This window comes from Gordonia sp. (in: high G+C Gram-positive bacteria) (assembly GCF_012515855.1).
GTDB lineage: Bacteria > Actinomycetota > Actinomycetes > Mycobacteriales > Mycobacteriaceae > Gordonia.
Map to the genome: position 1 here is coordinate 1 of NZ_JAAYXO010000206.1, position 26,727 is coordinate 26,727.

Genomic DNA, 26,727 nt, shown 5'->3' on the forward strand with positions numbered 1-26,727 from the left:
GTCGGCCCCGACCAGCAGACTCTGAAGCACCACCGCCGTCACCACCGTGGGATCCCAGCTCCGCTCCGCATCGGTCTCGACATCAGGTGGAACGGTGCCGCCTGCGCTGGTGTCGTCTGCGCTGGTGTCGTTTGCGGGGATCCTGCCCCGCAACGCCGCGAGGGGTGCCGCAGTGCGGTCGTCGAGTGGGCTGAGGTCGTCGAGCAGATTGACGCCGGAAGGCAGCAGCGCTCGAATCCGAAACATGGCGGCCGTGAAGCCCAACCTCCCGGCGCACACGTCGGCGTGGACGCTCGACAGCATCTGCGCGAAGGCGTCGAGGCGTGACAGTTGCCCGTCCGGTTCGGGCTCGCCCTGCCGGGGTTCACGCTGCTGGCGTCCAGTCATGTACCGTCCTGCTCCTACTCCTGCGCGGGTCCCAGCGACCCATCGAGCCGCAGCCAGCCGTCCGCGACCATCGCGAGCAGCAATTGGGCCTTGTTCGCCACCGCTCGGCCCGACTGCTCGTAACGCCGCGACACGCGACGGTAGTGGGTGCGCACCGTGCACTCGGCGATGAAGTGTTCCGCTGCCGTCTCGGCGACCGTTGCGCCCAGCACATAGGTGGCCAGCACTTCCTGCTCGCGCGGCGACATCGCGACCCGTCCGTCGGCCGCACTGCCGAGGGCCTGCGCGATGGCTGCCTTCACCTCGCCGGAGGCGGCCCGGCCGTTGACGATCACGCGCGCCCGGCCGACCACCCTCGCCGGTTCTGCCGCATCGGTCAGCACGATCACGCAGGCCCGATCAGTCACCTCCCGCGGCAGGAGCGCCGACGTCTGCACCCCGTGGACCAGCAGGACGCGCGGGAGCGCGACCTGCTCGGCGAGATGGCCGACCTCGATCCCTGCCGCGTCGTAGCCGAGCGATCGTACCCACGACGCGGTGGCCTCACCTTCGAACGGACTGCGGGCGACCACCCCGACCGCGTCCACGCTGCTCGCGGGCAGAGATTCGACGGGTCGCGGGCAGGCGCGGACAACGGGCGCATGGCGCACGCTCCGCAATCGCAGTCCCCTGTCTCGAACCCCGCCCTCACGAGGCTCGTGGTCGCGGGCTCCCGCGTTGCCGGTCATGAGTGTGCTTTCCGCGATCGTCATTGATCGGTGGCCTCTCTCCAGAATCAAACGCACTTTCCGATAGAGAGAATCCTGGTGCCCCGCGTACGCTGAAACAGCGAGGCAATCATCCACTTTGGGCTTTTCAGGTAGAAGTTCGCGCACGAATCAGACCACCCCCATGCGCGATCATGCTCGATCTAGAATTTCTAGGTAAGATCTGACACGTGTCGACCGGTCTGCGCATCCTCATCGCCTCCCCGCTGGGACGCATCGTCGCGGCTCCGCTGGAAGCGAACTTCCCGGACGTGACGGTCACCGTCGCCGCCACCGAGTCCGAGTTCGATCGAGCGATCACCGGGCACGTGCGCTACGACGTCGTCGCCGCCGACCTCGTATGGAATCAGCCCGAGACCGAGTGGACCTTCGACGGCCTCGACGCCATCGACCGACTCCGTGAGGTCGACCGGCTGGCGCCGGTCATCCTCGCCACCCAGGGGCACAGCATGGAACTCGACCACCTCGACGAGGCCCGGCTGCGCGACGAGGTCTGGGGCGTGTTCCCGAAGTCGTCCGGCCTGCACCCGCTGATGGATTCGATTCGCTCGGTGGCTCTCGGCAACCGCTTGCCCGCGACCCCGCACGCTGCCACGACCGAGCCGCTGTACACCCACCTGCAGGGCAGACGAGGAAGCACTGCGGGCCGGCTGGCAGGCGCGATCGCGGCAGGCCGCGCCACCGACAACGCCTCACTCGCGCACGCCGCCAAGGTGGCCCCCAGCACCGCGAACAAGGTGACCAGCCACTACCTCGGGCCGATCATGGTTGCTCGCGGCGAGCACGACGCGTCACTCCCGCTGACGCAGGGCGCCGTCTACCGGTGGTGCGGTTTCCACGCCCGCTACCTGGTCAGTTGGTGCCGCCGGAACGGTCACGCCGACGTGCTGTCGGCCGACTGACCCCGGCGCTCAATCGACGTCGGAGATCGCCCGCACCACCAACGGTCGGTGCGTTCCGAAGGAGGCCGGCCAGCGCAGATCGCTCCCGGCGAGGGCGGCGACGGCATCCAGCCCGTCGTGCACCGCGTGCCATCGAATCCCACCGACGAGACCGCCCGTGCGGCGCTCCACCGCCGATCGGAACGCCTCGCGATACAGCTGGTCGCCCGCCATGCCTCCGCACTCGACCATCGTGACGTCGCGGTCGGCGGGCCAGTTCGCACCGCGCATCGCACGCGCCACCGTCGTCGCGAGCTCGTCGGACTGGGTCTGCACGATCCCCGTCGCCCGGGCATCGCCCTGCGCGGCCGCGGAGCAGACACCGATCGCGAACCGCGCGATCTCGGCTTTCATCCGCGGTCCGGCCACCGCCAGGTCGCGAAACGTCCGGGCCTCCCAGTCGGCGCTGTTCTGTTCTACACCGCCATAGCTCCGGCGGAACTGTTTCCGCAACGGCGTCTCGATGCCTTCTTCGACGTCACGAGCGACCGCGCGAATGCCGTCGAGGCCGACCCAGAAGGCCGAGCCCTCGTCGCCACCGACCCAATCGTGGCCGCCGCACTGCACCACCGACCCGTCGGTCGCGCGCACCAGCACGCTCGATCCGGTCCCGGCCACCACCACCCCGTCCGAATCGTGTCCAAGTAGCAGTCCGACGGCATCGTTCAGCACCGCGACGGCCCGCACCGCGCCATCGAACGACTCGGCGACCACCTCCTCGGCCGCGCGCTGGTACTCGTCGCGGAGACCGTCGACGAACCCGGCCGCCGCGATCACCACGACCACCGGCACACCACCGAAACCGTCGTCGACGTAACGGTGTTCGATCGGGGCGAGGATCTCGCGCATCACGTCCGCGATGCGCGCCGGGTCCAGATAGCCGGACAGCGTGGCGGTGCTGTCGAAGCGGATGGGACCGGAGCCTGCTCTGTCTACACCGTCGACGAGAAGCACGGCTTTGCTGCTGGTACCGCCGCAATCGACGGCGACCCGTACGCGCTCCATAGCTCCCACTTTCCGCTGGACCGAATGCGAGTCGCGGCAGTGGACCGCCCGACACCGACTCCAGGCTAGACATCGATTCACACCAACCTGCGATCATCCTGCGTCACCGACCCGTCGAACTGACTACGCTCGGAGGGTGACCGCTGCCACCCTCGTCATTGTGCCGCTACTTGCGGCGTTGGCTCCGTTGATCACCCGCAGCGTGCGACGGTGGGTCGCCATTCCAGTCATCGTCTTCGAACTGCTGCTCGGCATTCTGGTGGGTCCGTCGGTTCTCGGCCTGCTCGAACCCGGCTCGGCCCTCGACATGCTGTCGGAGATCGGCGTGGCGATGCTGTTCTTCATGGCAGGCACCGAGCTGAATGCGTCGGCCCTGCGCGGCCGCACCGGCACCCGAGCATGGCTGGGCTGGTTCCTCAGTTTCGCGATCGGGGTCGCGGTCGGCTGGGTGCTGGTGCCCGGAATCGGGGCGGTGATCATCGGCATCGCGTTGTCATCGACCGCGCTCGGCACGCTGATTCCCGTCTTGCGCGACAACCGCGAGCTGAGTACTCCGTTCGGTCACGCGGTCGGCGCCATCGGCACGGTCGGCGAGTTCGGACCCATCATCGCGATCTCGGTGGTGCTGTCGCATCGATCGGCGATCGTCGCAATCCTGGTGCTGGTGGTGTTCGCGGTGGTCGCCCTCTTCGCGATCTGGCGGGCACATCGGGCGGAGCACGGCAGGCTCCACCGGTTCGTCGACGCCACGCTCCACACCTCGGCGCAGTTCGCCATCCGCCTGGTGCTGCTCATCGTCGCCGCGCTGGTGGCCTTGAGCGCCTGGCTCGAGGTCGACATCCTTCTCGGCGCGTTCACCGCGGGCATCATCTGGCAGCTCCTGATTCGGGACGCCTCCCACGACATCCAGGAGGCGGTGGAGAGCAAGATCGAGGGCCTCGCCTTCGGCTTCCTCATCCCGATCTTCTTCATCGTCACCGGCATCAGCTTCGACCTGGACGCGCTGCTCGAGAAGCCCTGGACGCTGGCCCTGGTCCCATTGGTGACCCTGGCACTGTTCCTTGTACGCGGGCTGCCGTCGGCACTGGCCGCGCCCGAGGGCAGCGATCGTCGCACCAAGCTGTCGGTGGCCCTGATGGGTGCCACCGGGCTGCCGATCATCATTGTCGCCACCAGCACCGGCGTCGCCGAAGGCTACATCTCCGCTACCGCGGCCGCGGTCCTCGTCGGCGGCGGCATGCTGTCGGTGCTGCTGTTCCCGGCGACGGCCACCCTGGTGCGGAAACCTACGGCGAAGGCATGACCGGCGCGGTGTGCGCCGACACTAGACATGGCGAAGGTCTCCGACCGTGCCGCGAACTCAGGTCAGTCGCACGAAGCGTGTCCGCGCCGCCTTCAACGCGGGCAGCGCGGCCCGCAGTCCGTCGCACGTGGCGCCGCGCGGCTGGTTCATGTGCGCCAGCACGATCGCACCGTCGGGGGCGTTCACCAGTCGCTGTCGGACCGAGTCCGGGCGGGCGGTCGCGCCGTCGTCGGCGTTCACCGTGAAGCCGGCCACGCGCAAGCCGCTGCGGCGCACGATCTCGACCGCCACGTCGTCGTAGTGCGCGGTTCCCGCTCGGAACCAGCGCGGCACCGTCCCGGTCACTTCGGTCAGCAGACGTTGATTGGGTTCGATCTCGGCCAGCACGCCGCGCCCGGAGCGAGTACCGGCGATCCCGTATGCCGAGCGTCCGTCCACGCTGAGCGGACTGTGCCGGGACCCGTGCGAGGCGATCGCGAACAACCGATCGCGCGCCAGCTCCGCCGTCAGTCCGCGGTGGACACGGACCCACCGCTCGTTCAGGAACAGCGTCGCCGGAATGCGTTCGGCGCGCAGCAGCGCGATCAGATCGGCGTCGTAGCCGCGTCCGCCCGGACCGCCGCATGCGTCGAAGGTCAGTGCCAGGGTCGGCCGACCGCGCACGGTGCCGACGCGGTCCACGATGCCGGGCATGTGGGTTCCCCAGCGGGTGGGTCGACGGTCGAGGAGAACACGGTCGACCACCGGTGAGGTTCCCGGTGCGGCGGGCCCAGAGATCGAGGGGGCTGAGGTAAAGGAGGCAGGGGTCGAGGGGGCACTCGACGCCGCGACCGTGGTTCTGGTCGAGGCGGTCGTCTCGGCTTCGGCGACCCCGACCGGCGCCCCGCCGTCACCCATCCGAACGGCGGCACCGCCAAGGCCCAGGGCACCGACACCGAGCGCGCCGACCAATAAGGTGCGGCGCGCTACGGGCTTCTTGCGTGTCAGATCGGTGCCTAGTCGACGCCGAAGTCGATCGCGGCCCTATCGAGGGCCTCGGAGGCCGCGTCCTCGGGCTGGCCGCCCGCGATGGCGTCCGCGCCACCGGCCGACAGCTCGCCGACCAGATCAGCGGTCGCACCGCCGACGATGCCGAGCTGCGCGTACTGCTCGAGACGGGAGCGCGAGTCGGCGATGTCGAGGTTGCGCATGGTGAGCTGACCGATGCGGTCCGACGGGCCGAACGCGGCGTCGCCGACGCGCTCCATCGACAGCTTGTCCGGGTGGTACGACAGGCCGGGGCCGGTGGTGTTCAGGAAGTGGTAGTCGTCGCCGCGGCGCAGGCGGACGGTCACCTCACCGGTCACGGCGGAGGCGACCCAGCGGACCAGTGCCTCGCGCAGCATCAGCGCCTGCGAGTCCATCCAGCGGCCTTCGTACATCAGGCGACCCAGGCGACGACCCTCGTTGTGGTAGTTCGCCACGGTGTCTTCGTTGTGGATCGCGTTGACGAGGCGCTCGTAACCGATGTGGAGCAGTGCCATGCCCGGGGCCTCGTAGATGCCGCGCGACTTGGCCTCGATGATGCGGTTCTCGATCTGGTCGGAGACGCCGAGTCCGTGGCGGCCGCCGATCTCGTTGGCCTTGAGGACCAGGGCGACGGCGTCGTCGAAGACCTCGCCGTTGATCGCGACCGGGCGGCCCTGCTCGAAGCGGATGGTGACGTCTTCGGTCTTGACCTCGACGTCGTCGCGCCACGCGGCGACGCCCATGATCGGCTCCACGACGTCCAGGCCGTGGTCGAGGTGCTCGAGGGTCTTGGCCTCGTGGGTGGCGCCCCAGATGTTGGCGTCGGTGGAGTACGCCTTCTCCTGCGAGTCGCGGTACGGCAGGTTGCGCTCGACGAGCCACTGGCTCATCTCGTCGCGACCGCCGAGCTCCTCGACGAACTGGGTGTCGAGCCACGGCTTGTAGATCCGCAGGTTCGGGTTCGCCATCAGGCCGTAGCGGTAGAACCGCTCGATGTCGTTGCCCTTGTAGGTGGAGCCGTCGCCCCAGATGTCGACGCCGTCTTCCTTCATGGCGCGGACGAGCAGCATGCCGGTGACGACACGGCCGAGCGGCGTGGTGTTGAAGTAGGTCTTGCCGGAGCTGCGAATGTGGAAGGCACCACACTGTAGTGCGGCGAATCCTTCCTCCACCAGAGCGGAGCGGCAGTCGACGAGGCGCGAGATCTCAGCGCCGTACTGGCCCGCGCGGCCGGGCACCGACGCGATGTCGGGCTCGTCCGCCTGACCGAGGTCTGCGGTGTAAGTGCATGGGATAGCGCCCTTTTCGCGCATCCAAGCAACAGCGACAGACGTATCCAGACCACCCGAGAACGCGATACCGACGCGCTCTCCCTTCGGCAATGAGCTCAGCACCTTCGACATATGTCCAGCTTAAACAGTGCTTCGGCCCATACGAAACCGGGTCCGGTCGGCGCGTTCGGATTTCGTCACGCCGCTGCCGTCGCGACCGCCGACGAAAACAGGCCGGAGACGGGACCGTGAGGGAAGATTGCCCTCGGCGGCCTGTCTCCGGCCTGAAGTTTGCGGAACTACGCCTCGACCTCGCTGCGATCGCCGCTCCACAGTGTGTGGAACGAGCCGGGCTTGTCGACGCGCAGGTAGGTGTGTGCGCCGAAGTAGTCGCGGAGGCCCTGGGTCAGGGCTGCAGGCAGGCGCTCGGCACGCAGCGCGTCGTAGTACGACAGCGACGACGCGAACGCGGGCACCGGGACGCCCATGCCGGTGGCGGTGATGATCACTCGACGCCAGCTCTCGACAGAGTCTTCGACGGCATCGCGGAAGTACGGCGCCAGCAGCAGGGCCGGGAGCTCCGGGTTCTCGGCGTAGGCCTCGCGGATACGGTCGAGGAACTTGGCGCGGATGATGCAGCCGCCGCGCCAGATGGTGGCGAGCTTGCCCGGCTCCACGTTCCAGCCGTACTCGGCGCTGCCCGCGGCGATCTGATCGAAGCCCTGCGAGTACGCGACGACCTTCGACGCGTACAGCGCCTTGCGGATGTCTTCGACGAACGCGGCCTTGTCTTCGGGCGCCAGCGCGCCGGTGGTGCCCGCCGCCAGGCCCTGCGCGTTCTTGCGCTGGGCGGTGGAGCTCGACAGGGCGCGGGCGAAGACCGCCTCGGCGATGCCGGTGGTCGGGATGCCGAGGTCGAGAGCCGACTTCACGGTCCAGCGGCCGGTACCCTTCTGGCCTGCGGCGTCGACGATCACGTCGACCAGCGGCTTGCCGGTCTCGGCGTCGACCTGCGAGAGCACCTCGGCGGTGATCTCGATGAGGTAGCTGTCGAGGACGCCGGTGTTCCACTCGCGGAAGACGTCGGCGATCTCGGCGACCTCCATGCCGAGCACGTTGCGCATCAGGTCGTAGGCCTCGCCGATGAGCTGCATGTCGGCGTACTCGATGCCGTTGTGCACCATCTTCACAAAGTGGCCCGAGCCGTCGGGACCGATGTGGGTGCAGCAGGGAACGCCGTCGACGTGTGCGGAGATCGACTCCAGCAGCGGGCCCAGCGACTCGTACGACTCGGCGGGACCGCCCGGCATGATCGACGGGCCGTTGAGCGCGCCCTCCTCGCCGCCGGAGATGCCCGCGCCGACGAAGTTGAGTCCGCGCGCGGCCATCGCGGCCTCGCGGCGGATGGTGTCGGTGTAGAGCGAGTTGCCGCCGTCGATGATGATGTCGCCGGGCTCCATGAGGCTCGCGAGCTCTTCGATCACCGAGTCGGTCGCGTCGCCGGCCTTGACCATGATCAGGACGCGGCGCGGGCGCTCGAGCGCGGCCACGAACTCGGCCATCGTCTCGGTGCGGATGAAGTCGCCCTCGCTGCCGTGCTCGGCGATGAGCGCGTCGGTCTTGCCGATGCTGCGGTTGTGCAGAGCGACGGTGTGTCCGTGATTGGCGAAGTTGCGGGCGATGTTCGAGCCCATCACCGCGAGTCCGGTGACACCGATCTGTGCGAGACGTCCTGATTCGACCATGGAATTCCTTCTCTTGTCTTCCGGCCGCCGAGCGCCCGGCCCTTGCCCAACTTTCAGTACTACCCGCTCGATTGTCCCTGTACCGACCCTTCGGCGCGACCGCCGGGTGGCGGTGAGCCGCGTCACGCCAAGGCGGGCATGCGCCGTACAGCCCGTCGAGCAACCCACCGAACAACGCAGTGAGGCCGGACCCGGTGGGTCCGACCTCACTGCAGTTCATCCGATCATCGTCGGACCTTTGCGTGCTCTAGTCGTGCGCGAAGCTGATCTTCGGCAGGATCTTCTGCAGCCACTTCGGCGATGCCCACGCGGCCTTGCCGGTCAGGCGCAGGATCACCGGCAGCAGGACCAGGCGGACCAGGAACGCGTCCAGCAGGACGGCGACACCCAGGATGATGCCCATCTCCTTGGGGGGCAGCGGGCCCGACAGCGCGAAGGTGAAGAACACCGCGACCATGACGCCGCCCGCGGCGAAGATCACCCGGCCCGAGTGCGCCACCGCACCGACCATGGCGGCCTTGGCCGTGCCCTCCTTCTCCCAGTGTTCCTTAGCCGAGGCCAGCAGGAACACCGTGTAGTCCATCGCGATCGCGAAGATCATCGCGAAGAAGAACACCGGCGCCCAGGCGTCGAGGAAGCCCTGCGATTCGAAGCCGAAGAACGACGCTCCGATGCCGTCCTGGAAGATCAACCGCGCCACACCGAAGGCCGCTGCTGTGGACAGCAGGCTGACCAGGGTGCCGAGCAGGGAGATCAGCGGCGCCTGCAAGGCGACCAGCAGCAGCAGGAAGCCCAGGACCATCACCACGGCGATGACGATCGGAGTCGACGTGTCGAGCTGCGCCTTCAGGTCGAGGTTCTCCACCGCGGCTCCGCCGACGAGTGCTCCGTCGGGCAGATCGGCGCGCAGGTTCTCGACCGTCTGCGCCAGTGCGGGATCGGAGGGGTCGACGGTCGGCACGGCCTGGATCATCCGCAGGTCGACGCCGTCGGTCGGCTCCATCGCGGGCATTGCGGCGGCGATGCCCGGCTCCGCCTTGAGCACCTGCTCGGTCGCGGCGACCTCGTCGGTCGGGACGACGATCGACAGCATGCCCGGGGCGCCTTCGCCGAGCCCGGCCTGGACGTAGTCGTAGCCGACGCGTGCGCTCGAATCCTCAGGCAGCACCTTGATCGACGGCATCGCCGTGGTGAGACCCACCAGCGGGATGGCCAACGCGACCAGGATGACCAACGCGGCACCACCCCAGCGCAGCGGCTGACGCCACAGGCGCTGCGCCCACCGCTCGAACCCTGGCGACCGGTGCTCGCCAGCCTTCGACCACGGCAGCGCGAACTTGTTGATGCGATTGTCGAGCTTGGCCAGAACCAGCGGCAACAAGGTCAATGTCGCCGCTAGGACGAAGACCACCGAGATCATGATTCCGCCCGCCATGGATCGGAATGCAGGCGAGGGAACCAGCATGACCGCGGACAGGGAGATCAAGACGGTGACGCCCGAGAGCAGGATGGCTTTACCTGCTGTGTCCATGGTCTGCGCTATCGAATCGCGCATCGACAGCTTCTGCCCCATCCGGGCTGCGCGGAAGCGGACCACAAGGAACAGTGCGTAGTCGATGCCCAGCGCGAGGGCGAACATCATCGCGAAGTTCATCGCCCAGATCGAGACCGGCATCAGCTCATTGAGCAGGACCAGCACACCCGCGGAGGCGATCAGACCCGCCAGGGTCAGCAGCAGCGGCAGGCCGGCGGCGACCAGCGCACCGAACGCGAGCACCAGAATGCCCAGCGTGACCGGCCAGGAGATCATCTCCGACTTCAGCATGGCCGAGAGGTTCGCGGAGTTGAAGTCCGACCACAGGACGGAGGCGCCGGTCGGTGCGACGGTGATCGTCTCCGTCGACAGTTCCTGCAGCGCCGGAGTCAGGTCGGTGGCCGCTCGGACCATGTCGTTGGTGTCGGCGCCGGCACCGGCCAGCACGACGCCGGTCTTGCCGTCGGGCGACAGCGTGGCGCCCGGCATCGGCGCGACGATCTCACTGATGCGGTCGTCGGCCTGCAGCTTCTCGGTCACCTCCGCGAGGATCCGCGGACCGTCGCCCTCGGTGAGCGGCTGCTCCGAGGCCAGGACCACCTGGATGGCCGACGACGCCTGGCCCCCGAAGTGCTCGACGGCCAGTTCGCGCGCAGCGACCGAATCCGAGCCCTCGGCCTGCCAACCGGCACCGGACAGGTTCTTCTCGACGAACGGCGCGAAGATGCCCAGGCCCACCACCAGGAGGATCCAGACGGCCGCGACCATCTTGCCGTGGGCGGTGGCCCAGAGGCCCAGGCGCGCCAGCGGTCCGTGCTTCTTGGGGGTCGAACCGGTGTCGTGAGGATCCTCGGCGGGCTCCGCCGACGGATTCTCCCCGTCTCGAACTCTGTTGCTCATAACTCTCCTCGTCATATCCCCCTGGGGGGTTCCACACGAGGGACACTAGCATCCCCCCTGGGGGTTGTGCAATAGTGGTGTGAACAGCCACGACAACCAGAAGGCGGCCCAGCCATGCAGCTCCCCGACGACGAACTCAAGCCGATCCTCACCCGCCTGCGGCGAGCGCACGGCCATCTCGCGACGGTGATCCGGATGCTCGAAGAGGGCGCGGAGTGCGAGGACGCGCTGACCCAGCTCGCAGCGGTCAACAAGGCGATCGGCCGCGGCGGCTACGCGCTGGTCGCGACCGGGCTGCGGACCTGCCTCATCGAAGAGGGCCCCGAGAACGTCGACACCGCCAAGTTGGAGAAGCTGTTCCTATCGATGGCCTGACGCAGGTCTCGGACCTACCGATGACCGAAGACGACAGCACCCCCTCGCCGAGATCGGCGAGGGGGTGCTGTCGGTATGCACGGGGCGGGGTCAGAAACCGCCGTCGAGGAACGCCGCGTACGACGGCAGATCGAGCTGGCCGTGGCCGGACAGGCCGATCACGACGACCTCTTCCTTGTCGCTGTTCGCCACATGTGCGGCACAGGCGGCGATGGCGTGGGTCGATTCCGGGGCCGGGACGATGCCCTGGGTGCGGGCGAACAGCACACCGGCCTCGAAGGCGTCGTGCTGCGCGATCGCGGTGCCTTCCACCAGACCGAGCTCGACGGTGTGGCTCAGCGCGGGCGCCATGCCGTGGTAGCGCAGGCCACCGGCGTGGATCGGGTCCGGGACGAAGTCCATACCGAGGGTGTGCATCTTGAGCAGCGGCGTCAGACCTGCCACGTCACCGTGGTCGTAGCGGTACTCGCCCTGGGTGATCGACGGGCACGCGGCCGGCTCGGCAGCGACGATGCGCGGGTTGGAGCGCCCGTGGATCTTCTCGCGCAGGAACGGGAACGAGAGGCCCGCGAGGTTCGATCCGCCGCCCGCGCAGCCGAACACGATGTCGGCGCCGCCCGGCTCCACGGCGTACAGCTGGTCGACGGCCTCCTGGCCGATCACGCTCTGGTGCAGGACCACGTGGTTCAGCACGCTGCCGAGGGCGTAGCGGGTGTCGTCGTTCTTGGCGGCCACCTCGACGGCCTCCGAGACGGCCATGCCCAGGCTGCCGGTGGTGTTGGGATCCTTGGCGAGCATCGCGCGACCGGACTCGGTGAGGTCGGACGGGCTGGGATGCAGCGTGCCGCCGTAGGTGCGGATCAGGAAGCCGCGGTACGGCTTGGAATCGTACGACGCGCGGACCTGCCACACCTCGACGTCGATCCCGAACTGCGCGCCGGCGAACGAGAGGGCGCTGCCCCACTGTCCGGCGCCGGTCTCGGTGGTCAGCTTCTTCACGCCGTCGATGCTGTTGTAATACGCCTGCGCGACGGCCGAGTTGGTCTTGTGGCTGCCGACCGGGCTCACGCCCTCGTACTTCACGTAGATGTGCGCCTTGGTGTTCAGCGCTTCCTCGAACTTTCGGGCGCGGAACAGCGGCGACGGGCGCCACATCTGGTAGATCTCACGGACGGCCTCGGGGATCTCGATGTAGGCCTCGGTGGAGACCTCCTGCTCGATGAGCCCCGCGGGGAACAGCGCCGCGAGGTCCTCCGGGCCCACCGGCTCCTTGGTGCCGGGGTGCAGGTGCGGCGGAATCGGCTCGTCGAGCTCGGCCGCGAGGTTGTACCAGTGGGTCGGGACGTCCACCGTCACCAAGTCGGGATTCGACGCATCAACATTGCTTGTCATGGAGGTCACAATAGTTGGGGCGGTAGGGTGCGGCACATGGTGGGCATCAGGTGGGTGGCGGACGGCGACGCCGGGTTGGACGACTTCGCCGCGGTTCCCTGCGAACCCGCAGATCCCGGGGCCGGTGAACTGACCGTTCGGGTCAGCGCGGCCGGGGTGAATCCGGCCGATCTCAAACACGTCGCGCGGATCAGCGATCCCGCCGACTTCCCCGCGCCGATCGGCTACGAGCTGGCCGGCGTGGTGACCGCCGTCGGCCCCGATACTCGCGCGGCAAGCGGACGGGTGGCGGTCGGCGACCGGGTCGCGGCCTTCCGCGTCCACGGGGCCTATGCGACCGAGATGACGATTCCCGCGGAGCAGGCCTTCGTGCTGGGCCGAGACGTCCCCGACGAGCAAGCCGCGGGCCTGCTGTTGGCCGGGTGCACGGCGGCCGAGATGCTCACCCGATCGGGTGCCCGCGCCGGAGACACGATCCTCGTCCACGGGGCGTCGGGTGCCGTCGGAGCGATTCTGCTGCAGCTGGCCGCGATGGCGGACGTCGCCGTGGTCGGCACGGCCGGACCTGATCGGCAGAAGGCCGTCGAGCAGTTCGGCGGCATCCCGGTGGTCTACGGTCCGGGCTTGGCGGAACGGGTGCAGCGGGCGGCGCCCGCGCCGGTGGTCGCCGCGCTCGACGCCGCAGGCACGCCGGAGGCCACGCAGACCTCCTTGCACCTGGTGGCCGACCGCTCGCGCATCATCACCGTCGTCGACCGCAAGGCCGCGGCAGAGCACGGTTTCGTCGCACTGTCGGGATCGGATCCGGCGAGCGCCGCCTACCGCGACAAGGTGCGCGGCGAGCTGCTGCGGCTCCTGGCGGCAGGGGAGCTCACCGTGCCGATCGCGCACGTGTTCCCGCTCAGCGACGCCGTCGAGGCCCTGCGGTTGGTGACGTCGGGCGCGGCGCACGGAAAGGTGGTCTTGCGCCCCTGACCAACTACGGGACCAGGATCGGCAGCACCAGCTCGCGAACCTCGACGGTCACTTTCCCGTCGCCGAAGTAGTCGCCGTCGGAGTGCACCGGGAGCTTGCGATCAGTGCTGAACTCCACCCGCTTGCCGGTGAGGATCTCGACGTCGGGACGAGAACCGTGCGCACCGTGCTTGGCCTGCGCCATCAGCTTGGCGAGCCGCAGTTTGTACGTCTTGCCGTCGACGATGAAGACGTCGAGATGTCCGCTGTCGACCGACGCGGTCGGAACCATTCGCAGGCCATGGCCGTAGTCGCCGGAGTTGGCGATCACCACGAAGTGCGCGGACAGCTCGCGCTCGAGTCCGTCCACCGTCAGCGTCATGCGCATCGGCTTCCACTTGATCGCGGTGAGCACCGGCGCCACACGGTAGGCCAACGGACCCATCCAGCGGAGGTCGTTGATCAGTTCGGTCGCCACCGAATCCAGTCCGACGTACACGTTGCCGACGGCGAGCGCCTTGCTGCCGTCGGCCCGCGTCACGTCGAGGATGTCGATGCGACGTTCCCGACCAGACACCAGGGTCTGGGCGATGAGAGCCGGGTCGGACGGCAGACCCAGATGTCGGACCAGATCGTTTCCGCGCCCGGCCGCCGCGATCCCGAGGCGAGCGCCGTCGACGGTCAGCACGCCCTTGGCCACATCGCGCACATGCCCGTCGCCGCCGACTGCGACGGTGATCGCGCCGCGCGCGGCCGACTCGGCCGCCACCTGCGTCGCATGCTCCGACGACTGCGACTCGATCACCGAGATGTCGTGGACGCCGAGCCGCTCCAGTTCCGCGGCCACCGCGGGCCACTGCTGGTGCGAAGCGCCCCCGCCCGAGATTGGGTTCACGACCGCCACGATCGACGGCAGGTCAGCAGAGTTCGTCACGGCAACAGTATCCCCGGGTTCAGCAGACCCTTCGGATCCAACGCATCCTTCACCGCGCGCAGGGCGGTCTGCTGGACGTCGCCGATCTCTTCCAGGTACGTGCCGCGGTGGTCGGTGCCGACCGCGTGGTGGTGCGTGATGGCGGCTCCGGCCGCGCGGATCGCGGCGTTGGCGGCGTTCTTGGCCTTCATCCACTGCTCTAGCGGGTTCTCGAGCGCCTTGGCGATCACGGTGAAGTACAGCGACGCGCCGGTCGGGTAGACGTGCGAGATGTGGCACATCACCACCGCGGGGGTGCCCTGATCGCCGAGCGCACCGGTGACCGCAGCGGTGACGTCAGCCTTCAGCTTGTCTAGGTTCGACCAGAAGGTCACCGTCTCCAGCGTCTCGACCAGCGCGCCGGCGTCGAGCAGCGGATCGCGCAGGTACGGACCGCGGAAGCGGCCCTCGCGCCAGTGCTCACCGGGTTCGGTGCCGAGTGGGGTGCCGCCGAGCTTCGCGAGCTGTGCGGTCACGTAGGCGTCGCGGCAGTCGACGTCGGCCTCGTCGCCCTCGAATCCGACCACCATCAGGCAACCGCCCACCGGGCCCGCGGAGGCGCTGCCCGCGCCCGCGGGATTGGCCAGGTTGAGACCGGTCTCGGCTTCGTCCGACAGTCGCAGGACGGTCGGCTTCACATTGTTCTGCGCAAGCGCGCGGATGGCCGCGGCACCCGAGCCGAAGTCCGGGAAATGCCAGCCGTAGAAGCGGCGGACGGCCGGGACCGGGTGTACGCGGACGCGGACGGTGGTCACGACGCCGAACGCGCCTTCGCTGCCCAGGATCAGCTGACGCAGGTCGGGGCCTGCTGCGGACTTCGGCGCGGTGCCGATCTCGGCGAGACCGATCGGGGTGGCGATCGTGAGTCCGACCACCATGTCGTCGAATCGGCCGTAGCCCATCGACGACTGGCCGGCCGAGCGGGTCACCGCGCAACCGCCGACGGTCGCACCCTCGTACGACTGCGGGAAGTGGCCGAGCTCGAAGCCGCGCTCCCCGAGTAGGCGCTCGGCGTCGGGCAGGCGGGTGCCCGCGGCGAAGGTCGCGATCTGCGAGATCTCGTCGAACGCCACCAGACCGGTCAGGCGTCGGAGGTCCAGGCTGATCACCGGACGCTCACGGCCGGGCATGATGCCGCCGGTCACCGTGGTGCCACCGGCGAACGGGTTGAGGCTGAGGTCGTGCTGATCGGCCACCCCGAGGATCGCGGCCACCTGGGCCTCGTCGGTCGGGGCGACCACGACGTCGGGGGCGTCGCTGCCGTCGCCTTCGCGGAACTTCAGCAGGTCGGGGGTCGAGAAGCCGCGCATCCTGGCGCGACGGGTCGCGGCGTCCGTGGTGACGGCGGCACCGGTCGCTTCCAGAGCGGAGAGCGCGGCATCGGCGATGCGAGTCTCCGGGATCGCGACATCCGCTGGCGCGGGAGCCGGTTCGTTGATGCCGAGCATCGTCAGCGCGCCGATCACCGAGTCGGACAGGTGCATCGGGTCTGCCGGGTTGCCCCAGCGCCCGGGCTCGAAGTCGACTACGTCGACTGTGGTCTCGCTCTGCGTCATTCTCTCGCCTTCCAATCGGACTTGCTGATACAGTTTTACACATGGTGTCGCAGCAAATCAACGATCCCGACTCGGACGTCCCCCGCCGGACGGCCGCGAACGCAATCTCCGCGGACGTGATCCTCGACGCCGCCACCGGGTTGATGACCACCATCGGCATCCGTCGGACCACCATGGCCGACGTCGCCCGCGCCGCGGACGTCTCCCGCGCCACCCTGTATCGGCGGTTTCCCAACGTAGAGGCCATCGCCGCACAGGTGACTACCCGCGAGTTCGAGCGCGTCGTCGCGACCGCCCCCATCGCGGACGGACCCGTCGATCGCGCTTCGCTGGTGGCCACCGTGGTGCACCTGGTCCGCGAAGCGCGCGCGCATCCGCTCCTGCAGCGCATCATCGACCTCGACCCCGAGTTCCTGATGCCGTATCTGCTGCATCGCTCCGGCCGCACCTCGCGCGGTCAGTTGGCCGTCATCACCGAGTTCCTCATCGCCGGTCAGACCTCCGGCGAGGTCCGCGACGGCGATCCCGAACGCCTGGCGACCACCGTGCTGCAGATGGCCTGGTCGTTCGCGCTCACCGGGCCGGTGTTCGCGGGCGACGACCTCGACATCCTCGATTCCGAACTCTCCGACCTGCTCGAAAGGTACCTGCGCCCATGACCACGAACTATGCCGACATCATCGCCGCACATCCGTCGATCGCCACCTCCTCGCTGCTCTCAGCGAAGCGCCGCGCAACCGATCTGCAGGACCTCGTCGCGTCGCCGTCGGTGGACCTCGTCGTGATCGGCGGCGGCGTCACCGGTGCGGGCGTGGCCCTCGACGCGGCGTCCCGCGGCCTGCGGACCGTCCTGATCGAACGCCGCGACCTCGGCTTCGGCACCAGCCGGTGGTCGTCGAAGCTGGTACACGGCGGCCTCCGCTACCTGGCGTCGGGCGCCGTCGGCATCGCGTACGAGAGCGCCGTGGAGCGCGACGCGCTGATCTGTCGCATCGCCCCGCACCTGGTGCGGCCGCTGCCGCAGGTGGTCCCGCTGCTGCCGGGGGTCAAGGCCGCCGACACCGCCCTCACCCGCGTCGGCTTCCTGGCCGGCGACGCCCTGCGCATCGCAGCGCGCACCCCCGCCGCCACGCTGCACCGGTCGCGTCGGATCGGTGCCGCCGAGGTGGCCGCGCTGGCGCCGACCGTCCAGCGCGACGGCCTCCGCGGGGGCCTCCTGAACTGGGACGGGCAGCTGAACGACGACGCCCGTCTCGTCGTCGACATCGCCCGCACCGCAGCGAGCCTCGGCGCCACCGTGCTCACCCATGCCACGGCGAGTGAGGTCACCGGCACGTCGTTGCGGGTGACCGACGAGCTGACCGGCGAATCGTTCGAGCTCGCCGCGAAAGCCGTCGTCAACGCCACCGGCGTCTGGGCGGCGGAGGTCGACTCCGCCATCAGCCTTCGACCCAGCCGCGGCACCCACCTCGTGATGAGCCAGGAGAGCTTCGGCGGCCTGCGCGCAGGACTCACCGTCGCCGTCCCCGGGCACTTCGGCCGCTACGTGTTCGCGCTGCCGCAGCCCGACGGTCGGGTGTACGTCGGCCTCACCGACGAGGAGACGTCGGGCGAGATCCCCGATGTCCCGCAGGCCGAGGAGAGCGAGATCGACTTCTTGCTCGACACCATCAACCTCGCGCTCGGCACCCCGCTGACCCGCGACGACGTCATCGACACCTTCTCCGGCCTGCGCCCGCTGCTCGATTCCGGTGCCGGCGAGACGTCCGACGTCTCCCGCAAGCACGCGGTCCTGACGCGCGGCGACGGTCTGGTGACAGTGGTCGGCGGCAAGTTGACCACGTACCGGCGGATGGCGGAGGACGCCGTCGACGCCGCCCTCACCGTGTCCGGACAGACCGCAGCCCCGTGCCGCACCCGTGACCTTCCGCTGGTCGGCGCGCCGTCGGGCAAGAACCCCACTGCCGCCCTGACGCGCGTGGCCGCGCCCGACAGGCTGGTCGCGAAGTACGGAACCGAGGCGCCGGCGGTCGTCGCGCTGGCCGAGGCCGACCCGTCCCTCGCCGAGCCGGTGGCCGACGGCACCGAGATCACCGGCGCCGAGCTGGTCTTCGGAGTCCTCGCCGAAGGAGCGGTCGACGCCGCCGACCTGCTGGAGCGTCGTACGCGGTTGTCGCTGACGTCGCTGGTCGCCGAGGCGGCACGGCCGGTCGCGGAGCGGGTGCTCGGGTAGAACGCCCCACGGCGCTCAGTCCGGCAGCATCGGCGTGTCGGGCATCGCACGACGACCGACCAGCACACCGCGCGTCACCGCCCCCTTCCCGAAACGGGTACGGAGCGAATCGATGGTGACGTCGAGTTCGCCCGCGTGGTCGTCGCCGTCGAACGGAATGGCCAACTGCACCGCGCCGTGGTCGGAGAGATTGGTCAGCGACAATCCGATCAGCGTGCAGCCGCGCTCCCGGATCAACGGCATCGCCTCGTCCAGCAGTCCGCGCGCGACAGCCAGAATCGTCTCGGTCCCGTCTGTCGGTTCGAACATCGAGCGCGACCGGGTGACCCGTTCGAAGTCGTGAAAACGCAGGCGCAGCACGATGGTTCGCGTCAACCGGTCCGCTGAACGCAGGCGCCGCCCGAGGCCGTCGACGATCCCGACCAGGGTGGCCTCGATGTCGGACTCCGCCTTGATCCGCCGACCGAGGGCTCGCTGAGCGCCGATGGAACTGCGTCGTCGCCCGGTGGTGACGCGGCGCGGGTCACGCGCCATGGCCAGCGAGTACAGGTGCCTTCCGGAACTGCGCCCCAGCAGTGACCCCAGGCGGTCCTCGCCCAGGGAAGCCATCTGCCCGACTGTTTCGATACCCGCGTCGCGGAGTCGCTGTTCGGTCTTGGCGCCCACGCCCCACAGGCTGCGCACGGGCAGCGGATGCAGGAAGTCGACCTCTTTGCCCGCGACGATGTGGAGCAGGCCGTCGGGTTTGCCTGCGGCGCTCGCGACCTTCGCGACGAACTTGCTGGTGGCGACGCCGACGGTGATCGGCAGACCGACGTCGTCGCGTACCCGGCGACGGAGTCGTTCGGCGATCGCGACCGGTGTTCCACTGATCTTTCCGAGGCCGCCGACGTCGAGGAAGGCCTCGTCCACCGAGATCCCCTCCACCAGCGGGGTGACGTCGTGGAAGATGTCGAAGACATCGCGGCTGGCCTGCGTGTACGCCTCGAATCGCGGACTCACCGTCACCGCTCGCGGCACCAGCGCCCGCGCTTCGTGTCCGGGCATGGGACACCGCACGCCCAGCGCCTTGGCTTCATAGCTCGCGGCAACCACGACTCCCCCGCCGACTAGGACCGGCCGGCCGCGCAGCGAGGGGTCGTCGCGCTGTTCCACCGACGCATAGAACGAGTCGAGGTCGGCATGCAGGATGGATGCCTGCTCGCGCTCACCCGATGCGATTCTCATGACCGCATGGTGCCACTCGGGTACGACATCCCCGTCCGGAATCTTCGAAAACAAGTTCGAACTAATCATTGACTCTATCGCAGCATGGAGTAATCTAGATCATATCAGCAGCAAACATCAGTTCACACTCGGGAGGAGGCGCAGCCGATGACCACCACCCTGCCCGACGACCCGATCGCCCTGGCACAACTGCTCGTCGAGGCCACCGACGCCCTCCGGACCGCCAACCTCGACGCCCTCACCGAGGACCAACTGGTCACCGTCGCCGAAACCACCGAGCAGGCACGCCGGGTCGCCGACGCCGCCGACGCGGCCATCATCACCGCCGTCTCCGACCGCGCGGCCTACCGCAAAGCGGGCTGGATCCGCCTGTCCCAGTTCCTCGGGTTCGGCCTGCGCCTGGGGCCCGGCGAAGTCAAACGCCGCACCCTGGCCGCCACCAAGGTCGGCCGCCTCACCAGCCTCACCGGCCAAACCCTCGACCCGGTCCAGCCCGCCAGCGCCGCCGCGCTCGGCGACGGCGCGATCTCCGCAGCCCACGTCATCGTGATCGCCGAAACCCTCCGGCTGATCCCCGACCGCGTCCCCGCCGACATCATCGCCGGTGCCGAAGCCCATCTCGCCGACGCCGCCCGCACCCTGGCCCCCGACCAACTCAAAAAGGTCGGCATCCGCCTCCTGGCCCATCTCGACCCCGACGGCCAACTCACCGACGACCGCGACCGTCGCCGCCACCGCGAACTGACCCTCGCCCAGCAAGACGTGCGGCTGATGTCCAAGCTCACCGCGCACCTGACCCCGCAGGTCCGCGCCAAGCTCGAAGTGATCCTCCACGCCTGGGCCGCCCCCGGCTTCAACAACCCCGAAGACCCCGACACCCTGCACGGCGCCGCCGACGCCCCCGGCATCGATTCGGCCGCCCGCCAGGCTGCCGCCGACCGCGACCACCGCTCCCCCGGGCAGCGCAATCACGACGCCCTCGAAGCCCTCCTGGACTTCGTCCTCACCCACGGCGCACTCGGCGCCCCCGGCAAACTGTCGGCGTCGCTGGTCATCACCGCCGACCTCACCGACCTCGCCGCAGGGACCGGCATCGCGCTGACCGCCACCGGCACCCGGCTGCCGGTCCCCGCGCTGCTCGACCTCGCCGCCGACACCGTCCCCTACCTGGAAGTGTTCGCCGGTGCCACCCGCGAGATCCTCTACCTCGGCCGCGGGCGCCGCCTGGCCAGCAAAGCCCAGCGACTGGCGTTGTTCGGACGCGACCGCGGTTGCACCGGCCCCGGCTGCGACCAACCCTTCGCGCGCACCGAAGCCCACCACATGCCCGACTGGCAGCACGGCGGCCCCACCGACATCGACCACCTCGGCGCCGCCTGCGGACCCCACAACCGCGCCGCCAGCACCGGCCCCGCCCGCTGGAACACCACCATCCTCGGCGCCGAAGCCGGCCACCACGCCGGACGCGTCGGCTGGACTCCCGCCGACCGCGACACCACCCCCACCGTGAACCCCATCCACCACGCTGACCTCCCCCTGCGACGGCCACCACCGGCCGCGTACCCGCCCTCGGCGCGCACCTCCGCCGCCGAGTACCGACTCCTCGGCCTGCTCGCCGCCCACCCCGCAACACCCGTCGGCGACACCGACCTGCGGCTCCCACCCGCTGCCTGACCCCCAGGCAGCGGGCAGGAGGCGGTGGGCAGGGGCATGGGGCCTGCCCACGCGAGTGATGACATCTGTCATGCGAAAGCCATGCAGAACCCACGCCAACCGATGACGCAGCGCACTACAGCACGCGCGTCCGGGCCGCCAGAGTTGATGGCATGACAACCGCCGATCACCACCCCGAATCCTCGACCCGACCGCCGGCCGGCTTTCGCGACGCCTCACCGCACGAACTGTTCGTGGACTGCTGCCGCCTCGGTCCGGCCCCCACCCGCTCACGCGAACTGTTCGTCATCGGCGTCTCGGCCGTGCTGCTCGCCGTCCTCTTCGCGATCCTGACGCCGACCGCCGGGTTCGTCGTGGCGGTGACCTGCTTCGTCGTCCTGTACATGGTCGGTCGCTGGGTGGTCGGCACCCGCACCAAGTGGGCGAAGCGATGAGCCCGATCATCGCCGCCCGCGGACTGCATCGTTGGTACGGCCACGGCGACGACGCGTACCACGCGGTGCGGGGTGTGGACCTCGAGGTGCAGCAGGGTGAGGTCTTCGCCCTGCTGGGCACCAACGGCGCGGGCAAGACGTCGACCCTCGATCTGCTCGAGGGCCTCACGGCACCGGACGAGGGCACCGTCGAGGTGTTCGGCATGGATCCGCTGCGCGACCGCCGTCGGGTTCGCCCCGAGGTCGGGATCATGCTGCAGTCGGGCGGCCTCCCCGCCGAACTCACCGTCGCCGAGACCCTCGAGATGTGGCGCGGCACGTGCAGCCATCCGACCACCGCCGACGACGTCCTCGCCAAGGTGCACCTGACCGATCGGGCCGACGTCCGCGTCGGCGCGTTGTCCGGCGGCGAGCAACGCCGCGTCGATCTGGCGTGCGCGCTCCTCGGTCGACCTCGACTGCTGTTCCTCGACGAGCCGACCACCGGGCTCGATCCGGAGAATCGGCGCGCCACCTGGCGACTGCTGTCGGAGTTGAAGGAGTCGGGCGTGACGATGGTGCTCACCACGCACTACCTCGACGAGGCCGAGGCCCTCGCCGACCACATCGCGATCATGCACGCAGGCCGGATCCATCGAACGGGCACGCTGCGCGAGATGGTCTCCGACCACCCGGCGACCATTGCCTTCGACCATCCCGGCATCACCCTGCCCCAGCTGTCGGCCGCCCGCATCGACGCGGGCAGCCGGGTGGAGATCTCCACTCATCACCTGCAGGATCACCTGCTCGAACTGCTGTCGTGGGCGCAGGCCAACCACCTTCACCTCACGGGCCTCACCGCCCGCGCCGCCTCGCTCGAGTCGGTGTTCCTCGACGTCGCCGATCACGATGCGACCGATGACGCGCTCGACGCACCGATTGGAGCCCTCACGTGACCACCGCCGAAGCCACCTTCCGCCGTCGCCCGCTCGCCGCGCTGTCGGCCGCCGAGTTCACCCAGTTCCGCCGCAACAAGACCCTCGTCTTCACCGCCTTGGTGTTCCCGGTCGCGATGCCTCTCGGGTTGTTCCTACTGGCCTCGCGAAACGGGGCCACCGCCGAGGCCGCCGGCGCGACCTTCGACATGTACGCCCTGTTCGCGCTGATGTTCGTGCAGTTCTACACCGTGTTGTCGATGGTGACGACCCGCCGCGGCGAAGGCGTTCTGAAGCGGCTGCGCACCGGAGAGGCCGCAGACTGGCAGATCCTGACCGCCCCGGCAATGCCCGGCGTGGCCATCACCGTCGCAACGGCGACGGTGGTCGCAGCCGTCGTCTACGGCTTCGGTGCTCCCGCTCCGGTGAACCCGCTGCTCATGATTCTGGGTCTCGCCGCGGGGTCGGTGCTGTTCGCCCTGCTGGCACTCGCGACGAGCGCTTTCACCAAGAACGCCGAGGCCGCCCAGATCACCTCGATCCCGGTGATCGCACTGACGATGGTCGGGGCCGGGCACATCCGCGCGGCGCTGCCCGACCGCGCTTCCGAACTCCTCGGCTACACGCCGTTCGCGGCGATCAGCGACCTGATCAATCTCGGTTCCGCGGGCAAGACTGCGGTCGCCGGGGCCGACATCCCTGCCGCCGACTTCGCGGGGTCGTTCGGCGAGATCGGGCAGCCGCTTGCCACACTGGCGGTATGGACCGTCAGCGCGATCGCACTCGTCTACAAGTGCTTCCGCTGGGACGATCGCGGGTGAACCTGACACCGGGCCCGTGGCGCCGATTGTCCGACCCGGCCAAGTATCGGCTGTACACGCGCGTCACCTTGCAGGTGGTGCTGCTTGCACTGGGCGTCGTCGGCGTCGTGCAGTCCGGTGATGTCGCGGCCGGTGTGTTCAGCTTCCTGGCGCTGATCGCAGGCGTCGTCTTCCTGCAGGTGCGCCCGGAACTGACCGGCGTCGAGCAACACCCGAACGGTCGACGAATCGAATTCGCCTGCGTCGCAGCGGTGGTCGTCGCGTGGGTGGTCGGTCTGATCCTCATCCGTGCGGGCGACCACCGGATGGTCGGTGCCGTCGGGACGATCACGGTGGTCACGGCCGCCCTCGCAATGCTTCCGTTCTTGCGCTACCACTGGATCGCCCTGGTCGCCGTCTCGACCGCCACCATCTTCGGCTACGGCTACGAACGTGACCCGCTGCTCGGCATTGCGATACTGACTGCGATCGGCGCTTTCATGATTGTGACCACGCGCGCCTCGCTCTGGACCCTGCGGATCGTCGACGACCTCGACACCGCCCGGCGCGCCGAGGCCCAGTTGCGGGTCGCCGAAGAACGCCTCCGATTCTCTCGCGATCTGCACGACGTGGTCGGTCGCTCGTTCTCGGCGATCGCGGTCAAGAGCGAACTCGCCTCACGCCTGGCCCGCACCCCGGGCAATGGCGACCGCGCCGCGGCCGAGATGGATGAGGTCAAGAGCCTGGCCGTCGAGTCGATGGAGGAGATGCGGACGCTGGTGCGCGGCTACCGCGGCATCGACCTGCCCGGCGAGGTGGCCGGGGCACGGTCGTTGCTCGAGGCCGCGGGATGCCGACTGACAGTGGAGGGCAGTCCCGACTCAGTGCCCGCCCACTTTCATGAGGCGGCCGCATGGGTGGTTCGCGAAGGAACCACCAACATCGTGCGACACTCGTCGGCCACCGCGGCCACCCTGGCACTCGGCAGCTCCGGGCTCACCCTGAGCAACAACGGTGCGCCCGACTCCACCGGCGACCGCTCCGGGCTCGACGGTCTGGCCGAACGCCTGCGCGCCGTCGGCGGCTCCCTCGATGCCGGCTCGGACAGCGGCGTCTTCACCCTTCGAGTCCGCTGGGAGAATGCATGATTCCGATCCTGATGGCCGACGACGAGACCCTGATCCGCTCGGCGCTCGCCACCATGCTCTCGCTGGAGGACGACCTCGACGTGGTCGCCGACGTCGGTACCGGCGAAGAACTCCTCGCCCTCTGGAAGCAGCGGGTCGACGCCGGCGCACCCGTCGCCGTCGCCGTCCTCGACCTGCAGATGCCCGGCATCGACGGCGTCGAGACCGCGGTCAAGATCCTCGAACTCTCGCCCGGCGCCGGCATCCTGTTGGTCACCAGCCACGGCCGCCCCGGCTACCTCAAACGCGCACTCGCGAGCGGGGTGCGCGGGTTCCTGCCGAAGACCGCGTCGTCGACCACCTTGGCGACAGTCATCCGCACCGTGCACGGCGGCGGCCGCTACGTGGATCCCGAACTGGCCGCCGAGGCCATCAGCACTGGCGACTCCGCGCTCACCGCCCGCGAAGCGGACGTCCTGGAGTTCGCCCTCGACGGCGCGTCCGTCGACGAGATCGCCGCGCGGGCGCACCTGTCCCCCGGCACCACCCGGAACTACCTGTCGGCGGCGATGTCGAAGCTCGGCGTCGGGAATCGGTACGAGGCGGCGGTCAAGGCCCGCGAGTTGGGTTGGATCTGACTTCGAGAGCTGGATCTGACTTCGAGAACTGGGGAGCGCTACGCCTTCCGCACCATCCGCAACACCACGTCGTTCACGTGATGTCCACCGCCTGCGGGGATTCCGCGCTCGCGGTTGTCGTTGGTGACGACCGTCCAACCGTCGCCGAGAATCCGGACCATGTCGTCGGGCCAGAGGAATCCCTCGGGACTGCGGCCGTGTGCGCGCATGCCCTCGGGGTCGTGCATCACCACCAGGAGCGTGCCCCCGGGCGCAACGGCTCCGGCGATCTTGTGCAGCGTCGCTTCGTCGTCGCTCGCGATGTGGAAGTAGCTGGCGGTGACCAGGTCGTACTTGCTGTCGAAGCTGTCGGCGGTGACGTCGAAGGCCTTCCACGTGATTGTTTCACGTGAATCAATCGCCTTCGCGCGGTCGAGCGCGACCTGCGAGATGTCGGCGCCGGTCACGGTCCAGCCCTGGTCGGCCAGCCAGCGGACGTCGGCTCCCTCGCCGGATCCGAGGTCGAAGGCCGATCCCGGTGTCAGACCGGTGATCTCAGCGATCACGGCCGGGTTGACGTTGCTGGTCCAGAGCCGATCGGCAGTGCTGTAGAGCTCGTCCCACTCACTCGCGGTGACGGGATGCGCGGGGGCCTGATGATCGTCATGGCTGTGCTGATGTTCGCTCACACATCGAGGCTGTCATATCGGACGCCCGGCTGTCCTTGCGCTTTGCGTCTCGAGCAAGAAGCGGGCGCGGACCCGTGTCGCGCGGCACACTGGACGCCATGAGTTCTCGCATCCGCATCGGTGTCCAGCTCCAGCCACAGCACGCTCCCGAGTATCGACTCATCCGCGACGCCGTGGTCCGCGCCGAAGACGCCGGCGTCGACATCGTCTTCAACTGGGACCACTTCTTCCCGCTCTACGGCGAGCCCGACGGCGCTCACTTCGAATGCTGGACCATGCTCGGCGCCTGGGCCGAGCAGACCTCCCGCGTGGAACTCGGCGCCCTGGTGACCTGCAACAGCTATCGCAATCCGGAACTGCTCGCCGATATGGCGCGCACCGTCGATCACCTCAGTGACGGTCGCTTGATCCTCGGCATCGGCAGCGGTTGGTTCGAGCGCGACTACACCGAGTACGGCTACGAGTTCGGCACCAAGGGCAGCAGACTCGACGACCTCGGGGCGTCGCTCCCCCGCATCACCGACCGGCTGTCGAAGCTGAATCCCCAACCGGTGCGCGACATCCCGATTCTCATCGGCGGCAGCGGCGAGAAGAAGACGCTCCGCCACATCGCCCGGTACGGCGACATCTGGCACGCCTTCGTGAACGTGGAGAGCTATCGCCACAAGTCGGCGGTCCTGGCACAGCACTGCGCCGATGTGGGCCGCGACCCGTCGGAGATCGAGCGCTCCGCGGAGGTTCGCTTCTCCGGCGACGTGGACTCCATGCTCCGCTTCGCCGACGACATCACGGCCGAGGGCGTCACCCTGCTGACCGTCGCCGCAGGCGGCCCCGACTACGACCTGACCGGCGTTGAGGAACTGGTGAAATGGCGCGACGCACTCCAGGGATAGCGCGACGA

Annotated in this window: 25 protein-coding genes; 13 read left to right on the forward strand and 12 right to left on the reverse strand. The window is 69.1% G+C overall.

Features of this window, described 5'->3' with window-relative positions:
- The coding region (locus tag GX543_RS14885) for a hypothetical protein (RefSeq protein ID WP_290853002.1) at window positions 1-387 on the reverse strand (387 nt) is incomplete at its 3' end.
- 14 nt (window positions 388-401) lie between these two features.
- Window positions 402-1,115 (reverse strand): LuxR C-terminal-related transcriptional regulator, encoded by a 714-nt coding sequence (locus tag GX543_RS14890; protein ID WP_290853004.1) that lies wholly within the window; start codon window positions 1,113-1,115, stop codon window positions 402-404.
- A 209-nt stretch (window positions 1,116-1,324) separates the two neighbouring features.
- On the opposite strand from GX543_RS14890, the gene GX543_RS14895 reads away from it, so the two are divergent.
- Complete coding sequence (locus GX543_RS14895; protein WP_290853006.1) at window positions 1,325-2,056, forward strand: response regulator; 732 nt, start codon at window positions 1,325-1,327, stop codon at window positions 2,054-2,056.
- A gap of 9 nt (window positions 2,057-2,065) precedes the next feature.
- Here the strand turns inward: GX543_RS14895 and GX543_RS14900 are convergent, their stop codons facing one another.
- Window positions 2,066-3,100 carry a BadF/BadG/BcrA/BcrD ATPase family protein gene (locus tag GX543_RS14900; protein WP_290853007.1) on the reverse strand — a complete coding sequence of 345 codons (1,035 nt, stop codon included), beginning with the start codon at window positions 3,098-3,100 and terminating at the stop codon, window positions 2,066-2,068.
- Between the two features lie 136 nt (window positions 3,101-3,236).
- On the opposite strand from GX543_RS14900, the gene GX543_RS14905 reads away from it, so the two are divergent.
- Window positions 3,237-4,403 carry a cation:proton antiporter gene (locus GX543_RS14905; protein ID WP_290853009.1) on the forward strand — a complete coding sequence of 389 codons (1,167 nt, stop codon included), beginning with the start codon at window positions 3,237-3,239 and terminating at the stop codon, window positions 4,401-4,403.
- Window positions 4,404-4,460: 57 nt separating this feature from the next.
- Here GX543_RS14905 and GX543_RS14910 read toward each other — a convergent pair whose 3' ends face one another.
- From GX543_RS14910 to GX543_RS14925, 4 genes are all read right to left on the reverse strand, one after another.
- Window positions 4,461-5,147 carry a polysaccharide deacetylase family protein gene (locus tag GX543_RS14910; protein ID WP_290853011.1) on the reverse strand — a complete coding sequence of 229 codons (687 nt, stop codon included), beginning with the start codon at window positions 5,145-5,147 and terminating at the stop codon, window positions 4,461-4,463.
- Between the two features lie 251 nt (window positions 5,148-5,398).
- Window positions 5,399-6,814 (reverse strand): argininosuccinate synthase, encoded by a 1,416-nt coding sequence (gene argG / locus GX543_RS14915; protein ID WP_290853013.1) that lies wholly within the window; start codon window positions 6,812-6,814, stop codon window positions 5,399-5,401.
- 167 nt (window positions 6,815-6,981) lie between these two features.
- The gene (gene gndA, locus GX543_RS14920) at window positions 6,982-8,427 is read right to left on the reverse strand and encodes an NADP-dependent phosphogluconate dehydrogenase (protein WP_290853014.1); all 1,446 of its coding nucleotides are present in this window, start codon (window positions 8,425-8,427) and stop codon (window positions 6,982-6,984) included.
- Window positions 8,428-8,674: 247 nt separating this feature from the next.
- Window positions 8,675-10,861, reverse strand: a complete 2,187-nt coding sequence (locus tag GX543_RS14925; protein ID WP_290853015.1) for an MMPL family transporter — start codon at window positions 10,859-10,861, stop codon at window positions 8,675-8,677.
- 114 nt (window positions 10,862-10,975) lie between these two features.
- On the opposite strand from GX543_RS14925, the gene GX543_RS14930 reads away from it, so the two are divergent.
- On the forward strand, window positions 10,976-11,236 hold the full coding sequence (locus GX543_RS14930) for a metal-sensitive transcriptional regulator (protein WP_290853016.1): 261 nt from the start codon (window positions 10,976-10,978) through the stop codon (window positions 11,234-11,236).
- A gap of 90 nt (window positions 11,237-11,326) precedes the next feature.
- Here GX543_RS14930 and GX543_RS14935 read toward each other — a convergent pair whose 3' ends face one another.
- A complete protein-coding gene (locus GX543_RS14935; RefSeq protein ID WP_290853018.1) occupies window positions 11,327-12,628 on the reverse strand; it encodes a TrpB-like pyridoxal phosphate-dependent enzyme in 1,302 nt (433 codons plus the stop codon).
- 36 nt (window positions 12,629-12,664) lie between these two features.
- Between GX543_RS14935 and GX543_RS14940 the strand changes: the two genes are divergently transcribed.
- Window positions 12,665-13,603 (forward strand): zinc-binding dehydrogenase, encoded by a 939-nt coding sequence (locus GX543_RS14940; protein WP_290853020.1) that lies wholly within the window; start codon window positions 12,665-12,667, stop codon window positions 13,601-13,603.
- A 4-nt stretch (window positions 13,604-13,607) separates the two neighbouring features.
- Here the strand turns inward: GX543_RS14940 and GX543_RS14945 are convergent, their stop codons facing one another.
- Together GX543_RS14945 and GX543_RS14950 are read right to left on the reverse strand one after the other, a co-directional pair.
- Window positions 13,608-14,516, reverse strand: coding sequence for a diacylglycerol kinase family protein (locus GX543_RS14945; RefSeq protein WP_290853021.1), 909 nt, complete (start codon window positions 14,514-14,516; stop codon window positions 13,608-13,610).
- Complete coding sequence (locus tag GX543_RS14950; RefSeq protein ID WP_290853022.1) at window positions 14,513-16,111, reverse strand: FAD-binding oxidoreductase; 1,599 nt, start codon at window positions 16,109-16,111, stop codon at window positions 14,513-14,515. The genes GX543_RS14945 and GX543_RS14950 overlap by 4 nt, the downstream gene beginning before the upstream one ends.
- A 41-nt stretch (window positions 16,112-16,152) precedes the next feature.
- On the opposite strand from GX543_RS14950, the gene GX543_RS14955 reads away from it, so the two are divergent.
- Both GX543_RS14955 and GX543_RS14960 read left to right on the forward strand, forming a co-directional pair.
- Window positions 16,153-16,770: a TetR/AcrR family transcriptional regulator gene (locus GX543_RS14955; protein WP_290853024.1), complete on the forward strand. Its 618-nt coding sequence runs from the start codon at window positions 16,153-16,155 to the stop codon at window positions 16,768-16,770.
- Window positions 16,767-18,344: a glycerol-3-phosphate dehydrogenase/oxidase gene (locus GX543_RS14960; RefSeq protein ID WP_290853025.1), complete on the forward strand. Its 1,578-nt coding sequence runs from the start codon at window positions 16,767-16,769 to the stop codon at window positions 18,342-18,344. The genes GX543_RS14955 and GX543_RS14960 overlap by 4 nt, the downstream gene beginning before the upstream one ends.
- Window positions 18,345-18,359: 15 nt before the next feature.
- Here GX543_RS14960 and dinB read toward each other — a convergent pair whose 3' ends face one another.
- A complete protein-coding gene (gene dinB, locus GX543_RS14965; RefSeq protein WP_290853027.1) occupies window positions 18,360-19,571 on the reverse strand; it encodes a DNA polymerase IV in 1,212 nt (403 codons plus the stop codon).
- Between the two features lie 147 nt (window positions 19,572-19,718).
- Between dinB and GX543_RS14970 the strand changes: the two genes are divergently transcribed.
- The 6 genes from GX543_RS14970 to GX543_RS14995 all read left to right on the forward strand — a co-directional run bounded on the left by GX543_RS14970 (window position 19,719) and on the right by GX543_RS14995 (window position 25,158).
- Window positions 19,719-21,245 carry an HNH endonuclease signature motif containing protein gene (locus GX543_RS14970; protein WP_290853029.1) on the forward strand — a complete coding sequence of 509 codons (1,527 nt, stop codon included), beginning with the start codon at window positions 19,719-19,721 and terminating at the stop codon, window positions 21,243-21,245.
- A gap of 152 nt (window positions 21,246-21,397) precedes the next feature.
- Window positions 21,398-21,679: a hypothetical protein gene (locus GX543_RS14975; RefSeq protein WP_290853031.1), complete on the forward strand. Its 282-nt coding sequence runs from the start codon at window positions 21,398-21,400 to the stop codon at window positions 21,677-21,679.
- On the forward strand, window positions 21,676-22,614 hold the full coding sequence (locus GX543_RS14980; protein WP_290853033.1) for an ABC transporter ATP-binding protein: 939 nt from the start codon (window positions 21,676-21,678) through the stop codon (window positions 22,612-22,614). The genes GX543_RS14975 and GX543_RS14980 overlap by 4 nt, the downstream gene beginning before the upstream one ends.
- Window positions 22,611-23,414 carry an ABC transporter permease gene (locus tag GX543_RS14985; RefSeq protein WP_290853035.1) on the forward strand — a complete coding sequence of 268 codons (804 nt, stop codon included), beginning with the start codon at window positions 22,611-22,613 and terminating at the stop codon, window positions 23,412-23,414. The genes GX543_RS14980 and GX543_RS14985 overlap by 4 nt, the downstream gene beginning before the upstream one ends.
- Complete coding sequence (locus tag GX543_RS14990) at window positions 23,411-24,541, forward strand: histidine kinase (RefSeq protein ID WP_290853037.1); 1,131 nt, start codon at window positions 23,411-23,413, stop codon at window positions 24,539-24,541. Before GX543_RS14985 ends, GX543_RS14990 begins: the two co-directional genes overlap by 4 nt.
- Window positions 24,538-25,158 (forward strand): response regulator transcription factor, encoded by a 621-nt coding sequence (locus GX543_RS14995; RefSeq protein ID WP_290853039.1) that lies wholly within the window; start codon window positions 24,538-24,540, stop codon window positions 25,156-25,158. Before GX543_RS14990 ends, GX543_RS14995 begins: the two co-directional genes overlap by 4 nt.
- A gap of 38 nt (window positions 25,159-25,196) precedes the next feature.
- On the opposite strand, the gene GX543_RS15000 is transcribed toward GX543_RS14995, so the two are convergent.
- Window positions 25,197-25,826 (reverse strand): class I SAM-dependent methyltransferase, encoded by a 630-nt coding sequence (locus GX543_RS15000; protein ID WP_290853040.1) that lies wholly within the window; start codon window positions 25,824-25,826, stop codon window positions 25,197-25,199.
- Window positions 25,827-25,924: 98 nt separating this feature from the next.
- On the opposite strand from GX543_RS15000, the gene GX543_RS15005 reads away from it, so the two are divergent.
- A complete protein-coding gene (locus GX543_RS15005) occupies window positions 25,925-26,719 on the forward strand; it encodes an LLM class F420-dependent oxidoreductase (protein ID WP_290853042.1) in 795 nt (264 codons plus the stop codon).
- Window positions 26,720-26,727 lie beyond the last annotated feature (8 nt).